General features: G+C 59.3%; 13 protein-coding genes. 9 read left to right on the top strand and 4 right to left on the bottom strand.

Going from position 1 to position 13,713, the window contains the following annotated elements; translation table 11 throughout:
- Nucleotides 1-215: 215 nt before the first annotated feature.
- A complete protein-coding gene (locus tag ET418_RS02640; protein WP_149306016.1) occupies nt 216-1,241 on the top strand; it encodes an agmatine deiminase family protein in 1,026 nt (341 codons plus the stop codon).
- Nucleotides 1,238-2,125, top strand: a complete 888-nt coding sequence (locus ET418_RS02635) for a carbon-nitrogen hydrolase (RefSeq protein ID WP_149306015.1) — start codon at nt 1,238-1,240, stop codon at nt 2,123-2,125. Before ET418_RS02640 ends, ET418_RS02635 begins: the two co-directional genes overlap by 4 nt.
- Before the next feature lie 285 nt (nt 2,126-2,410).
- Here the strand turns inward: ET418_RS02635 and ET418_RS02630 are convergent, their stop codons facing one another.
- Entirely contained in the window at nt 2,411-3,604 is a 1,194-nt protein-coding gene (locus tag ET418_RS02630; RefSeq protein WP_149306014.1) for a pyridoxal phosphate-dependent aminotransferase, read from the bottom strand.
- 72 nt (nt 3,605-3,676) lie between these two features.
- Between ET418_RS02630 and ET418_RS02625 the strand changes: the two genes are divergently transcribed.
- From ET418_RS02625 to rplI, 5 genes are all read left to right on the top strand, one after another.
- Nucleotides 3,677-4,555 (top strand): DUF2156 domain-containing protein, encoded by an 879-nt coding sequence (locus ET418_RS02625; protein WP_149306013.1) that lies wholly within the window; start codon nt 3,677-3,679, stop codon nt 4,553-4,555.
- Nucleotides 4,556-4,817: 262 nt separating this feature from the next.
- The gene (rpsF, locus tag ET418_RS02620; RefSeq protein WP_149306012.1) at nt 4,818-5,204 is read left to right on the top strand and encodes a 30S ribosomal protein S6; all 387 of its coding nucleotides are present in this window, start codon (nt 4,818-4,820) and stop codon (nt 5,202-5,204) included.
- Between the two features lie 21 nt (nt 5,205-5,225).
- The gene (gene rpsR / locus ET418_RS02615) at nt 5,226-5,546 is read left to right on the top strand and encodes a 30S ribosomal protein S18 (RefSeq protein WP_149306011.1); all 321 of its coding nucleotides are present in this window, start codon (nt 5,226-5,228) and stop codon (nt 5,544-5,546) included.
- A 7-nt stretch (nt 5,547-5,553) separates the two neighbouring features.
- Nucleotides 5,554-6,513, top strand: a complete 960-nt coding sequence (locus ET418_RS02610; RefSeq protein ID WP_149306010.1) for a YybS family protein — start codon at nt 5,554-5,556, stop codon at nt 6,511-6,513.
- 25 nt (nt 6,514-6,538) lie between these two features.
- Complete coding sequence (gene rplI, locus ET418_RS02605) at nt 6,539-6,982, top strand: 50S ribosomal protein L9 (protein ID WP_149306009.1); 444 nt, start codon at nt 6,539-6,541, stop codon at nt 6,980-6,982.
- A 226-nt stretch (nt 6,983-7,208) separates the two neighbouring features.
- On the opposite strand, the gene ET418_RS02600 is transcribed toward rplI, so the two are convergent.
- Both ET418_RS02600 and trpE read right to left on the bottom strand, forming a co-directional pair.
- Nucleotides 7,209-7,778 (bottom strand): anthranilate synthase component II, encoded by a 570-nt coding sequence (locus ET418_RS02600; RefSeq protein WP_149306080.1) that lies wholly within the window; start codon nt 7,776-7,778, stop codon nt 7,209-7,211.
- 1 nt (nt 7,779) lies between these two features.
- A complete protein-coding gene (trpE, locus tag ET418_RS02595; protein ID WP_149306008.1) occupies nt 7,780-9,255 on the bottom strand; it encodes an anthranilate synthase component I in 1,476 nt (491 codons plus the stop codon).
- A 170-nt stretch (nt 9,256-9,425) separates the two neighbouring features.
- Between trpE and ET418_RS02590 the strand changes: the two genes are divergently transcribed.
- Both ET418_RS02590 and ET418_RS02585 read left to right on the top strand, forming a co-directional pair.
- The gene (locus tag ET418_RS02590; protein ID WP_149306007.1) at nt 9,426-10,370 is read left to right on the top strand and encodes a chemotaxis protein; all 945 of its coding nucleotides are present in this window, start codon (nt 9,426-9,428) and stop codon (nt 10,368-10,370) included.
- Between the two features lie 277 nt (nt 10,371-10,647).
- Nucleotides 10,648-12,084, top strand: a complete 1,437-nt coding sequence (locus tag ET418_RS02585; RefSeq protein WP_149306006.1) for a sigma-54-dependent transcriptional regulator — start codon at nt 10,648-10,650, stop codon at nt 12,082-12,084.
- Nucleotides 12,085-12,093: 9 nt separating this feature from the next.
- Here ET418_RS02585 and ET418_RS02580 read toward each other — a convergent pair whose 3' ends face one another.
- Entirely contained in the window at nt 12,094-13,713 is a 1,620-nt protein-coding gene (locus ET418_RS02580) for a sensor histidine kinase (protein WP_246152909.1), read from the bottom strand.

Genomic DNA, 13,713 nt, shown 5'->3' with positions numbered 1-13,713 from the left:
CAAGCCCAAAGTGTCCACGGGCATGGTGGTCAAAAACTCATCGGCGAGTTTATCCGGTGCCGGGCATCGTCCCGGTTGCCTGCAACAGGGGGGGATGGGCCGGCGGTTTTTCGTTTGACGATAAAAAGCGGGCTTGCGCGGTGAGGTTTCACCATACTATACTGGTCACCGCCCCTGACGACAGGGGTGAGATTCGTTCAAAAGGAGATGTGACCGTGAATCCGAGATTTCCCGCCGAATGGGAGGCGCAGGACGGCGTCCTGCTGGCCTGGCCCCACGAGGGCACCGATTGGTCCTCTATGCTGGACGATGTCCATCCGGCCTTTGTCGAGATTATCCGCCGGATCACCCGGTTTGAACGAGTGGTGTTGACCGCGCCCAGCGCCGCCTCGGCCCGGGAGTGCCTGGCCGCCGCCGGCATCGACCTGGGCAGGGTCGTTGTCTGCGAGGTGCCCAGCAATGATACCTGGGCCCGGGACTTTGGCCCCCTTACGGTAATCTTCAACGACCGGCCGGTGCTGCTGGACTTCGGCTTCAACGGCTGGGGACTCAAGTTCGCCGCCAACCATGATAATCTGATCTCCAAACGGCTCAAGGAACTGGGGGCGTTGGTCCCCAACCTCAAGACCGTCGGCCTGGTCCTGGAAGGGGGCAGCGTCGAGAGCGACGGGCTCGGCACCATCCTGACCACCGCCGAATGCCTGCTATCGCCCAATCGCAACCCGCAACTGGACAAGGGGGAGATCGAACTGGCCCTGGCCTCCCTTCTAGGGGCCGGCCGCGTGCTGTGGCTCCATCACGGTTTCCTGGCCGGGGACGACACCGATTCCCATATCGACACACTGGCGCGCATCTGCCCGGACAATACCATCGTCTATACGGCCTGCGACGACCCCCGGGACGAACACTATCAGGAGTTGAAACTGATGGAGGAGGAACTGAAGGCCTTCCGGGCTCCGGACGGTTCACCCTACCGCCTGCTCCCGCTTCCCTGGCCCAAGGCCCGTTTCGATGACCAGGCCCACCGTCTGCCGGCCACCTACGCCAATTTTCTGGTGATCAACGGCGCCGTGCTGGTCCCCACCTACCGGGACCCGGAAAAGGACGAACCGGCCATGACGTGCATCGGTCAGGCCTTTCCCGGCCGGGAGATCATCGGCATTGACTGCCTGCCGCTTCTGGAGCAGCACGGCTCCCTGCACTGCGTGACCATGCAGTTGCCCCAAGGGGTTCTGCCATGACGCGACTCCTCAGAACGGCATTGATTCAGCAGCGTTGCGGCAACGATAAAGGCGCAAACCTGGAGAGGAGTTGCGCCATGATCAGGCGCGCCGCGGCCGATGGGGCTGCGCTGGTGGTCCTGCAGGAATTGCACGCCGGCCCCTACTTCTGTCAGGTGGAGGACCCCGCCCTGTTCGATATGGCCGAGCCGATCCCGGGTGCCGCCAGCCGCGCCATTGCCGGCCTGGCCGGCGAGTTGGGAGTGGTCGTTGTGGCCTCGCTCTTCGAGCGCCGTGCCCCCGGCCTGTACCACAACACCGCAGTGGTCTTCGAAAAAGATGGTTCCACCGCCGGCATCTACCGCAAGATGCACATCCCCGACGACCCGGGCTTTTACGAGAAATTCTATTTTACGCCGGGGGATCTGGGGTTCAATCCGATCAAGACCTCGGTCGGCACCCTCGGGGTCCTGGTCTGCTGGGACCAGTGGTATCCCGAGGCGGCCCGCATGATGGCCCTGGCCGGGGCCGACCTTCTCATCTACCCCACCGCCATCGGTTGGGACCCGGCCGACGGCACGGCTGAGCAGGAGCGCCAGCGCGACGCCTGGATCACCGTTCAGCGCGGCCATGCCGTGGCCAATGGCCTGCCGCTTCTGGCCGTCAACCGGGTCGGTTTCGAGCCGTCCCCCCTCCATCCCGAAACCGGAATCCGGTTCTGGGGAAGCAGTTTTGCGGCCGGGCCCCAAGGGGAACTGCTGGCGGAGGCCTCGCGGGATGATGAGGAAATCCTGCTGGTGGACCTGGATCTGGCGCGGAGCGAAACCGTGCGGCGCATCTGGCCGTTTCTCCGTGACCGGCGTATCGACGCGTACGGGGATATGGTGAAGCGTTACCGGGATTGATGCGGCAGATCCAAATTTAAGATCGACATCTGCCACGGAGACACAGAGGTACAGAGGTACAGAGAGAAAAACGCAGTATCTATTTGGGGAAAACAACATCTGAATCCGTTGTTTATTTGTTTTGCTCCCGGTTTTCTCCGTGTCTCTGCGTCTCTGTGGCAGACGTTTTCAGGGTGGTTAGTTGTGCCGAGCCAAACGGCAGAGGCCCCCAAAAGGTTGAAAAATCCTTTGGAGGCCTCTGCCGTTTCATGTTCGGTATGTTGCGGGAACGGTCGGTAAAGCGACTTATCCTTTGAGCCCGGTTTCCTGGGCCAATGCGCGCCAGGCCGGCAGGCTCCGCTCGATCATGCCCATGTCCACGCAGTAGGCGATCCTGAAAAAGCCGGGCGCCCCGAATCCGCTTCCCGGCACCAGGAGGATGCGGTGTTTCTGGGCCAGCTTGATGAATGCCACGTCGTCGGCCAGGGGGGAGGCGGGGAAGAGGTAAAAGGCGCCGTCCGGCTTAACCACCTTGAACCCCATGGCGGTCAACTCCCGTAGCAGAAGATCGCGTTTCGACCGATACGGTTCGATATCCACCGACTCGTCCTGCAGGTTGGCCACCAGACGCTGCATGAGGGCCGGCGCATTGACGAAACCCAGAACCCGGTTGCAGTAGATGGCGCCCCCCATGAACTGCATGGCGGTGGGCATCCGTGGGTTGATGGCCAGGTATCCGATCCGCTCGCCCGGCAGGGCCAGGTCTTTGCTGTGGGAGGTAACGATGACGGAATTTTCTATCAGCGGGAAGATGTTGGGGACGTGCTTGCCGTCATAGGTAATGCGGGCGTAGGGTTCATCGGAGATGACGTAAATATGGCGGCTGGTCTTCTGCTGCGTCTTCTCCAGGAGATCGCCGAGTTTACGCAGGCTTTCCGCAGGATAAATCACTCCGGTAGGGTTGTTGGGAGAGCAGACGATGATGGCCCGCGTCTTCGGTGTGAGCGCCCGTTCGATGGCGTCCACGTCGAGCTGGAAGGTGTCGCGGTCGGTCCAGACCGGCACCGGAACGCCGCCGTGGTTGTCGATGTACGATGTGTATTCTACAAAATAAGGGGCCAGGACGATAACCTCATCACCCGGATTGAGGATGGTCTTGAGCACCACGTTGAGTGCCCCTCCCGCCCCGCAGGTCATGACCACGTGTTCGAAGGTGACCGGCAGCCCGGAATCCTTGGCCAGTTTGGCCGCCACGGCGGCCCGGGTTTCGGTGTAGCCCGCATTGTTCATATAACTGTGCATGCCGGGCAGGGGATGTTGGGCCAAGGACAGAAGCTCGCGGTAGAAGGCTTCGGGTGGTTCCACATTGGGGTTTCCCAGGGTGAAGTCATAGACATTGTCGGCACCGAATTCCCGGCGCAGAATCTCTCCCTCCTCGAACATCTTGCGAATCCAGGATGATCGTGAGATGAATCCGGCAATTTTGGTAGCGATGGCCATGGCTGTTCCTCCCTGGTGCCTTTTCTGATAAGATAACACTTCTTTATTACTACAACCATTCCGGAGAACTCAATGGAAATTCCATCCTACCCTGACTCGCGTCCTCTCGATCTTGTCGATAAGCCTTTGCTGGATGTGCGTTTTTCCGTTTTGCAACCGCGTATCTCCGAAATGACCTTTGCCGGCCTGTACCTGTTTCGCACCGCCCACGACTATCGATTGACCATGGTGGGGGACTCGTTGGTGGTCCTGGGGCGCGGGTATTCGGGGGAGCGTTACTGCATGCCGCCCCTGGGTGGGGCCGTGGAAACGGCGCTGGACAGGGTATGGGGCGACGGGCTGGAACTCTACGGCGCCGATGAGGCGTTTGTGGAACGTTGTCTGAAGCGGGGAGGGGTGGCCGCGGTGGAAGACCGGGACTCCTTCGACTATCTCTACCTGCGGGAGGAACTTGCTACCCTGCCGGGCAACCATTTTCACAAGAAAAAGAACCGTATCAGCTATTTTGCCGCCCGCCACGAGTACCGGGTGGAGCTTTTCTCGGAACAGTACCGGGCGGGGTGCCGTAAGCTGCTGGAGGTCTGGAGGGGCATGGCTGCTGAGGAGAAGCCGTCCTTCGGGCTGGAGGTCGAGGCCACCGCCGAGGCGGTGGAAAAAACGGAACTTTTGGGGCTGGAAGGGGTTGTGGTGACGGTTTCCGGAGAGGTCAAGGCCTTCAGCCTGGGGGAGCGGCTCAACGTCGAGACCACGGTATGCCATTTCGAAAAGACCGACCCTTTCATGGAAGGGCTCTCCCAGCTCATTAACCGCGAGTACAGCCGCATTTTGTTCAATGACTGCAAATTTGTGAACCGGGAGCAGGACCTGGGGGATGGAGGCTTGCGCAGTGCCAAACTTTCCTACCATCCGGCCGAGTTAATCAAAAAGTTCCGCATTCGCCGGACGCCATAACCACAAGCTATTTATAGCCAATCATTGATTGTCACGGATCTTTCGCATAAACGGAGAAAGGCTACCACCCCCGACCCCTCCTAAACTAGGAGGGGGGCAGGGGGTGGTTGATCCTCCCCGGAGGTGAGGGGAAAACGATAAATAGTTTGCAATCGCTGGAAAAATATTGTACATAACCCATTCTTTTAAAGACGGCATCCGTGCCGTATCTCCTTGCTCCGGGCAGGACCGGGGCTCGAAAACCGTGAGGAGGAAACATCACATGAGGAAGTATGAAACAATTTTCATCCTCCAGCCGGAACTTGGCGAAGACGAGATCAAAAGCATCGGCGCCAAGGTTCAGGAGGTCATCTCGTCGTACAATGGCGAGTGCTTCAGGCTGGACGACTGGGGTGTCAGGAAGCTGGCATACCCCATCAGGAAGTTTGCCAGAGGACGCTACTACTATCTTCGTTTTGATGGCGGGGCGGAGCTGATCGCCGAGTTGGAACGGCGCCTCAGACTTAACGAAAAGGTGCTCCGGTACCAGAGCGTCAACATTACCGGAGAGCCCGAGAAGGCTGTTGAGAAAAAAGCTCCCGTAGTCGAAGCGGAAGCGGTCGAGGCTGTTGAAGAAGCAGTCCCTGCCGTTGAAGCGGCAAACGAATAATTTCCTGGAGGATATACTATCATGAGCGACGAAAGACCCAGCACCCCATATCAACGTCCGGCAGGCGGTCCCGGCCAGCGTCCCGCAGGCGGCCCCGGTGGCCCCCGCAAGCGCCGTCCGTTCCAGCGCAGGAAGGTATGCCGTTTTTGCGCCGAAAAGAACCTGACCATTGATTACAAAGAACCCCGTACCCTGCGCTACTTCATCTCGGAGCGCGGCAAGATCGTTCCCCGCCGCATCTCCGGCAACTGTGCGAAACACCAGCGGGAAATCACCGAGGCGATCAAGCGCGCCCGCAATCTGGCGCTCTTGCCGATCGCCGCGAACCACTCGCTGTCCTAGGGTCTGAATGAACCCGAACACACCGGCCGATTCCATTAAGGCGCGGCTTACCGCAGTTCTCGTGGGCACCGCAGGCACGTTCGCGTTGTTTGCGGTGTCCTTTGTACTACCGCCGCTCGGTTTTTTTACGGGGCTTCTGGCCCCCTTCCCGGTGGTGTATTATCGCTTGCGTCAGGGGCGCGGCACATCGGTTGTCATCCTTGCGTTGGCCGGTATCGCATTGACGGCGGTATACAGCCCGAATGTGGGCGCTATCTATCTGTTGCAATGCGGGGTTATCGCCCTGCTGATGCCGGAACTGCTGCTGCGTGGGTATGGCGCGGCCCGGACTATCGCCTGGACCACGGGCGTTAGCGCGGCCCTTGTGGCCATGGTCGCCGTTATTCTGACGCTGGTCAGCAACCAGGATCTGCAGCAAGCCTTTTCCGGCGAGATTTCCACCAGTATCTCCCGGGCGCTCGCCCTGTATGAAAAGAGCGGCGTCAAAGGCGACGAGTTGTCCATGGTCAAAAAGTCCATGGACATGGCTGCCGCGCTGTTGATCAGAGTTTACCCGTCATTGGTGACCATCCTGCTCGGGATTATGGCGGGATGCAATCTGGCGCTCATACGCAGACCGGCATTCCTGATGGGATACCGCTTTCCCCTGGGCGATTTCAAGGATCTCCGGCTGCCGGAACCTTTGGTCTGGATCCTGATTGCAGCCGGATTCGCCATGCTGGCGCCCAGCCAGTTCGTCACGATGCCGGCCCTCAACGTACTGGTCGTAACGACAACGCTTTATTTTTTGCAGGGGCTGGCGGTTATTCTGACCCTCACCGCCCGCCAGGCTTTTTACAGCATCATACGCGTGTTTCTCTGGGTGATGCTGTTGGTACAACCGTATCTCGCGGCCATTGTTGCCGCCATCGGCATATTTGATCTGTGGGGAGACTTCCGTACCCCCAAAAAACAGGAAAACCTGTAATAATCAGGCTCGAAAGGAGAGAAGTATGAAGGTCATTCTGAAGGAAAACATCGAAACCCTCGGCCACATCGGTGACATCGTCAAGGTTGCTCCCGGCTATGCCCGCAATTATCTGGTCCCCAAAGGGTTTGCCATTGAGGCGACCGAGAAGAACGCCAAGGCGCTTGAACACGCCAAACGCCAGTTGACCTACAAGAAGAACAAGACCCTGGAGGCCGCCCGCAGCCTGGCCGCCAAACTGGAAGGGCTTGCCATCGAGTTGATCCACCAGGCCGGCGAAGAAGGAAAACTCTTCGGTTCCGTCACCAATATGGAGATCGCCGCGTTCCTCACCGAAAAGGGCTTTGACATCGACCGCAAGAAGATCGTTCTTGCCGAGCCGATCAAGCAGCTGGGCGAGACGAGCGTTCCGGTCAAGATTCATCCCGAAGTTGTCGCAACCCTCAAGGTGACCATCAAGGCCGCCTGATCTCTGGATTCATAGCAGAAACAGCAAAAGCCCGCCGGATTCTTTCCGGTGGGCTTTTTTGTGATAAGAGCATCAAAATCCGCCACAGAGACACTGAGACACAGAGGTACACAGAGAAAAGAAAGGTGTAACGGCTTCAGGGAAATCAGGAATCCTGTCTTTACGGCCTGCTGTAATCTCTTGTTTTTCTCTGCGTCTCTGTGTCTCCGTGGCAGATGTTCATTTGTTATCTGCTTATCTTCAGGAAGTTCTCCAGCAGGCTCATCCCACCCTCGGTGAGGATCGACTCGGGATGGAACTGGACCCCCCAGATGGGCAGCGTTTTGTGGCGCATACCCATGATCTCCCCGTTCTCGACCCATGCCGTGACCTCCAGGCAATCCGGCAGGCTGCTCCGCTCCACCACCAGGGAGTGGTAGCGGGTGGCCTGGAACGGGTTCGGAAGCCCGGCAAAAAGTTCCCGGTCATCGTGGATGATCGGCGAGGTCTTGCCGTGCATCAGGGAAACGCTCCTGACGACCTTTCCCCCGAATGCCTCCCCGATGGCCTGATGGCCGAGGCAGACCCCCAGGATCGGAACCCTGCCGGCGAAATGTTTGATCGCCTGCACCGATATGCCCGCCTCGCCGGGGGAGCAGGGACCGGGGGAGATCACCAACCGCTCCGGCTGCAGGGCCTCGATCTCTTCCACGGTGATCTTGTCGTTACGGTAGACACGCACGTCTTCGCCCAGCTGGCCGAAGTATTGGACGATATTGAAGGTGAAGGAATCGTAGTTGTCGATCATCAGCAGCATGTTATTCAAGCCCTTTCTCGGCAATCTCCAGCGCCCGCCGCGCGGCCATGGCCTTGTTGACGGTCTCCTGCCACTCGGCCGCCGGGTCGGAATCGGCAACAACGCCGCCCCCGGCCTGGATGTGCACCATGCCGTCCTTGATTACCAGGGTGCGGATGGTGATGGCCAGGTCCATGTTGCCGGAAAAGGAAAAATAACCCACAGCGCCGCCATAAATCTCGCGGCGCACTGGCTCCAGTTCGTCGATGATCTCCATGGCCCTGATCTTGGGCGCACCGGAGAGGGTGCCAGCCGGAAAGGTCGCCCGCACGACGTCGAAGGCGTCGTGGTCGCCCCTCAGCCGCCCCTGCACGTTGGACACGATATGCATCACGTGGGAGTAGCGTTCGATGACCATCAGCTCCGATACCGTGACCGATCCCGTGGTACAGACCCGCCCCAGATCGTTTCGCCCCAGGTCCACCAGCATGACGTGTTCGGCCCGTTCCTTGGGGTCGCCCAACAACTCCTCGGCCAGTCGGGCATCCTCCTGGGGCGTGGCGCCCCGGGGGCGGGTGCCGGCGATGGGACGGAGTTCGACCCGGTCCCCCTCCTTGCGCACCATGACCTCGGGCGAAGCCCCGGCGATGACCGTGCCGTCCAGTTTCAGGAAGAACATGTAGGGGGAGGGGTTCAGGGTGCGCAGCACGCGGTAGACGTCAAACGGATCGGCCGAGAGCCGCCCGCTGAAACGTTGGGAGGGGACCACCTGGATGATGTCCCCGGCCCGGACATACTCCTTGGCCTTTTCCACGGCCGCCTCGTACGCCTCGCGGGTGACATTGGAGCGCATCTCCACCGGGCCTCCCGAAGACGGGGGCGCGGCCGGCGGTAGCGGGGCGCGCAGTTTGCTGATGATGGTTTCGATCTTCTCCGTAGCCTGCCGATAGGCTTCTTCCGGGGTAATGGCGCCATCCAGGTGGGCATTGGAGACTACTTTGATCTTCTGGGCCATGGTGTCGAAGATGACGATGGTGTCGGTCACCAGGAAATAGGCTTCGTAGGCGTCAAGTACAGCCGGTTTCTCCGTGGGCAGGTGCTCGAAGTGGCGTACCATGTCGTACCCCAGGTAGCCGACGGCGCCGCCGAAGAAGCGGGGCAGGCCCTCGACCTCCACCGGGGTGAAGCGGGCCAGCAGGGTGCGGATGGCGCCGAGCGGATCATCGGTGGTTACCGTGGTCGTGACGTTGTTCTCGATGATCTCGACGGTGTGCCCTTTGGAGCGGATGACGCATGAGGGACTGGAGCCGAGAAAGGAGTAGCGCCCCCACTTTTCGCCACCCTCAATACTTTCGAGCAAAAAGGAGAAACGCCCGTCGTCGAGTTTTTTAAAGGCGGTGACCGGCGTATCCATGTCGGCCATGATTTCCCGGTAGACCGGGATCAGGTTGCCGCTCCTGGACAGGGTGCGAAAGGTGTCAATGGGGGGAAAAAACATGTGCGTGGCTCCGAAAATCTGTCAGGATGATTGGAAAAACTAGCACATACCGCCCGGGAGAGTCAAGTTCAGCGGGGTGCCCCGGTCGTCATGTTTGATATTTATAAACTCTTCCCTTCATAGATATTCATTGATATACTGCTGCGAAAATTACCGCAAAGGGTCCGGATATGAAACAGACTAACATACTGCTGGAGAGCGATACCAACGAGCTTGAAATCGTCGAGTTCAGGATCGACGAGATGGATGCCCGCAATAATCTCGTGCCCTGCCACTACGGCGTCAATGTGGCCAAGGTCCGGGAGATTATCCGGTTGCCCCAGATGTCCCGGGTCGTCAATGCCAAGCCGGGCGTGGAGGGGATGATCAAGCTGCGGGACAAGGTCATTACCGTTATCAACCTCGCCAAGGTGCTCGGCAAGGATACGGGAGACCTGGTGGCGGACCGGGTGGTGGTCCTCGAGTTCAATAACCTGATGGTCGGGGTGCTGGTCCACTCCGTTTCCCGCATCTACCGGATCTCGTGGAAAAACGTCGAGCCGCCGTCCCACTCGGTGCACAGCGAGCAGGTCACCGGGCTGGTGAAGATGGATGACCGTATCATCCTGGTGCTGGACTTCGAGAAGATCGTGGGTGAGCTCTGCTCGGAGAGTGCCTTGAGGCCGCTTGCAGAGGGTGCCCTGTTGTCATCCGAAGGTGGCGTCGTGGACCGCTCCCACAAAACGATACTGGTCGCCGACGACTCCCTGTTCATTCGCAATACCCTGTGCCAGACCCTGCGTTCGGCCGGCTATGCCGTTACCGAAGCGGAAAACGGCGCCGAGGCATGGGGCATCATTCAGGATAAAATCACCCACTGCACCCAGGATGGCAGCGACTTCAGGTCCCACATCAGCATGATGATCACCGACGTGGAGATGCCGCAGATGGACGGCCTGCACCTGACCTCGCTCGTGCGCAAGGAAGAGACGCTGAAGAGTTTGCCGGTTGTGATCTTCTCCTCCCTTGCCTCCGAGGATAACAAGCGCAAGTGGATCGGACTGGGGGCCAACCACATCCTGACCAAACCCGATCTGCCCAACCTTGTCAGGGTGGCGGACGAACTGACCCTGTAGCGTCCTGCCGACCGAGCCTTGTGCCCACTAGGCCTCGTCTTTTTCATCACCTTTTGCCTCTCGCGTGCCGTTCGGTTTCCCCGTTTCAGGCCGGGCGGCCGGCGGCGCGGGGCCTCCCCGTTCGCCGTTCTCCGGGCCGAAGTGCCGAGCTCGGAGAGAATGCCACTCTTGTAACAAACTCTTTTTCCCCAGTGCCGGCAGATCGAGCTGCTTTTTTTGTTGCCACAAGTCTTTTGGGCAATAATTTTGCATTATTCCGCAGCAGGAGGGAAGACCCATGACCGATACGCAAAAAGCACAAAAAAACGGCAAGGTGCCCCTTGTCCTGTTTGTCGATGATAATGCCGATTTTCTGGAAGAGATTCGGTTTGTGCTTCTTTCCAACTCGATCTGCGAAATGGTGACGCTTACCGACAGCAGCCAGGTACTGGCCGAACTGGACAAGGGCATCTATTCTGCCCTTTTCCTGGACTGGATCATGCCGGGCGTTTCTGGTGCCGACCTTCTGCCGGTCATTGCCCAGAAATATCCGACCATCCCGGTCATCATCATGACCGGGGTAAGCGATGTCGATACGGTGGTAAGCTGCATGAAGCAGGGGGCCATGGACTACATCACCAAACCCCTCGATTCATCACGGCTCATATCCAGCATCAACAACGCATTCAAGATCCTCGAGCTTTCAAACCAGAACCAGCAACTCCAGAACTATCTCCTGGGCGATCCCCTTGCCCAGCCGGATACCTTCAAGGACATCCTCACCCGCAGCGACAAGATGCAGTCCATTTTCAAGCTGGTGGAGACCATCGCCCCCTCCCGCTACCCGGTGCTCATCACCGGCGAAACCGGGGTCGGTAAGGAACTGATCGCCCGCGCCATTCACAAGGCAAGCGGCCAGCAGGGCAGTTTCACCCCCCTGAATGTGGCCGGGCTCGATGCCCACATGTTCGAGGATACGCTCTTCGGCCACAAGAAAGGTGCGTTCACCGGTGCGAACGAACTTCGCCAGGGATTGATCGCCAAGGCGCAGGGCGGGACCCTGTTTCTCGACGAGATCGGCGATCTGGCGCCCGAATCCCAGATCAAGCTGCTGCGGCTCCTGCAGGAAAACGAGTATTACCGCCTGGGCTCGGATGTCCTCCTGAAAAGCGACGCGCGGATTATCGTTGCCTCCAACCGGGACTTCAAAAAACTGGTCGCCGAGGGTACGTTCAGGGAAGATCTCTATCATCGGATCTGTTACCACAAACTGCACATACCCCCCTTGCGGGAGCGGCGCGAGGATATCATGCCCTTGGTTAACCATTATATCAACATGGCGGCAAAGGCCATGGGTAAAAGGGCGCCCAGGATTGCCGCGGAGTTGCGCTGGCTGCTGGAAGAGTATGAGTATCCCGGCAATGTCAGGGAGCTCATCAACAAGGTCGGCAGCGCGGTGGTCGTCAACAAGACCGGCCTGCTGGTGCAAAGCGACTTCCCGGATCTGGCGGTCAGGTCCAGAACCATGATCGATGCCGGAACCAAGGTCGCCAACAGCCAGTTCAGCCTGCATGTGGTCTTCCCCACATTTCCCTCCATGGGGCAAATCGAGAAATTGATGTTCGAAGAGGCTCTGAAGGTTACGGGAGGCAAAAAGGGGCCGGCCGCCGACCTTCTCGGCGTATGCCGTCAGACTGTGCAGAAAAAACTGAGCGAATTGGAAAAGATGAACTGAAGACTGGGCCTAGACCTCTGGGGCGGGTGGGGCATCGGGGCCGGGAGTGCCGGCGTCGCCGGCAGCGGGTATGCTGATCGTGGCGGTCGTGCCCTTGTCCGGTTCCGATTCAACTACCAACCGCCCGCGATGTTCGGTCACGATGAAGTTCGATATATACAGGCCAAGGCCGCTGCCGCCGCTTTCCATGCGGGTGGAGAAAAACGGTTCCATGAGGCGGCTCATTATATCCGGTCGGATGCCCTTCCCGTCATCCCTTACGACGAGGGACACCTCCCCATGCAGGCTGTCATAGCCCGAGATGATCGTTATGACCCCGTTCCGTGATTCCGGAATGGCCTGTATGCTGTTCAGGATCAGATTGATAACTACCTGTTCCAATTGGTAACGGTTGCCGGTCACCGCGGGCAGTTCCGGGTACGGTTCGGTCTGGATGACGATATTGCCGTGGCGCCCATGGGCGCGGATAATGGTAAGTGCGTCAACGACCACCTGATTGAGGTTCACCCGGCCCTTTGCATCGCTATGACCGCCGACGTTGTAAGCTCTCATATCCTGCACGACCTTTTCGATGCGTTCGGAACAGCGCGCGATGACCTCTGTGGCCTTAGTGACTTCGCCCCGCACCAGGCTGAATACCGCCCCTCCCAGTACGAAATCCCCTTCCTCCTCGGCAACTCGCTCCAATATGGGGAGCGCACTTTTCCAGGTCTTGGCCATCTGCTGCCCCGCAAGCTTGATGGCGCCGTTGGGCGTGTTGATCTCATGGGCCATGCTGGAGGCCAAGAGCCCCAGGGAGGTCATGCGGTTGGTCTGGATCAGCTTGGCCATGATCTGCTGTTTTTCCTTCTGGACTTCGAGGCGCATGGCGTCGACCAACTGTTGTTGCAAACGGCGGTTTTCCTCTTCCCGTTCTTGCAGCGAGGCAGCCAGCAGGCTGATGGCGCCGGCGGCCCGGCCCGGTTCATCGTTGCTGACGGGAGCGATCCTGACTGCGTAGTTCCCTGTCTGCATGGACTCCAGACCGCGCATGAGGGCATTGAAGGAACGGGTCACCTGGCGGAGCGCGAGATAGCAGAGGGACGAGACCGAGAGCCAGAAAAGGAAGGCCGTAGCACATGCCATCATGATCAGGCGCTGGGTCCGCGCCTTGAGCTCGGTCGTGTCCAGATCCAGGCGGACGGTGCCGATCAAGGCGCCCACTGGTTCTTTGCTGCCGATAATGGCGGATTCCGGGGAGGAACCAAGGGGAGTGCTGCGTACCTCCACGGTCCTGCTCAGCAACTCGCTGGGACTGCGTGAAATCGGTTTGCGCATCTCGGCCAGGACCCTGCCGTCATTGGTGCGGACCGTCAGGCTGTGGAAATCGGGGGTACGGGCGATGTCCTGGGCAATCTGCATGAGCACGGTGCGGTTTTCGGCGAACAGGGGCAGGCGGACGGTATCGGCCAGGTGCGCCGCTATCAGTTGGCACCTGTCGCCGGCATAGATGCTTTGCTCGCGGATCTCGGTGACGATATAGGCGGAACCGAACAGGACGGCCATGAGGGCGGTCAGTAGGGTAAATATGAGGAAAAGCTTGAATTGGAAGCTGGCGCGGAAATTTATGAATTGGGTGCGGGGCGACAC

It is taken from the genome of Oryzomonas rubra (assembly GCF_008369015.1).
Taxonomy (GTDB): Bacteria; Desulfobacterota; Desulfuromonadia; order Geobacterales; family Pseudopelobacteraceae; genus Oryzomonas; species Oryzomonas japonica.
This window is presented reverse-complemented; position numbering and strand designations above follow the sequence as displayed.

What these genes read in the sequence shown, in the direction of transcription:
- ET418_RS02635 (WP_149306015.1), top strand. Translation starts at nt 1,238, where the DNA reads ATGACGCGACTCCTCAGAACGGCATTGATTCAGCAGCGTTGCGGCAAC.
- ET418_RS02630 (WP_149306014.1), bottom strand. Translation starts at nt 3,604, where the DNA reads ATGGCCATCGCTACCAAAATTGCCGGATTCATCTCACGATCATCCTGG.
- ET418_RS02625 (WP_149306013.1), top strand. Translation starts at nt 3,677, where the DNA reads ATGGAAATTCCATCCTACCCTGACTCGCGTCCTCTCGATCTTGTCGAT.
- rpsF (WP_149306012.1), top strand. Translation starts at nt 4,818, where the DNA reads ATGAGGAAGTATGAAACAATTTTCATCCTCCAGCCGGAACTTGGCGAA.
- rpsR (WP_149306011.1), top strand. Translation starts at nt 5,226, where the DNA reads ATGAGCGACGAAAGACCCAGCACCCCATATCAACGTCCGGCAGGCGGT.
- ET418_RS02610 (WP_149306010.1), top strand. Translation starts at nt 5,554, where the DNA reads ATGAACCCGAACACACCGGCCGATTCCATTAAGGCGCGGCTTACCGCA.
- rplI (WP_149306009.1), top strand. Translation starts at nt 6,539, where the DNA reads ATGAAGGTCATTCTGAAGGAAAACATCGAAACCCTCGGCCACATCGGT.
- ET418_RS02600 (WP_149306080.1), bottom strand. Translation starts at nt 7,778, where the DNA reads ATGCTGCTGATGATCGACAACTACGATTCCTTCACCTTCAATATCGTC.
- trpE (WP_149306008.1), bottom strand. Translation starts at nt 9,255, where the DNA reads ATGTTTTTTCCCCCCATTGACACCTTTCGCACCCTGTCCAGGAGCGGC.
- ET418_RS02590 (WP_149306007.1), top strand. Translation starts at nt 9,426, where the DNA reads ATGAAACAGACTAACATACTGCTGGAGAGCGATACCAACGAGCTTGAA.
- ET418_RS02585 (WP_149306006.1), top strand. Translation starts at nt 10,648, where the DNA reads ATGACCGATACGCAAAAAGCACAAAAAAACGGCAAGGTGCCCCTTGTC.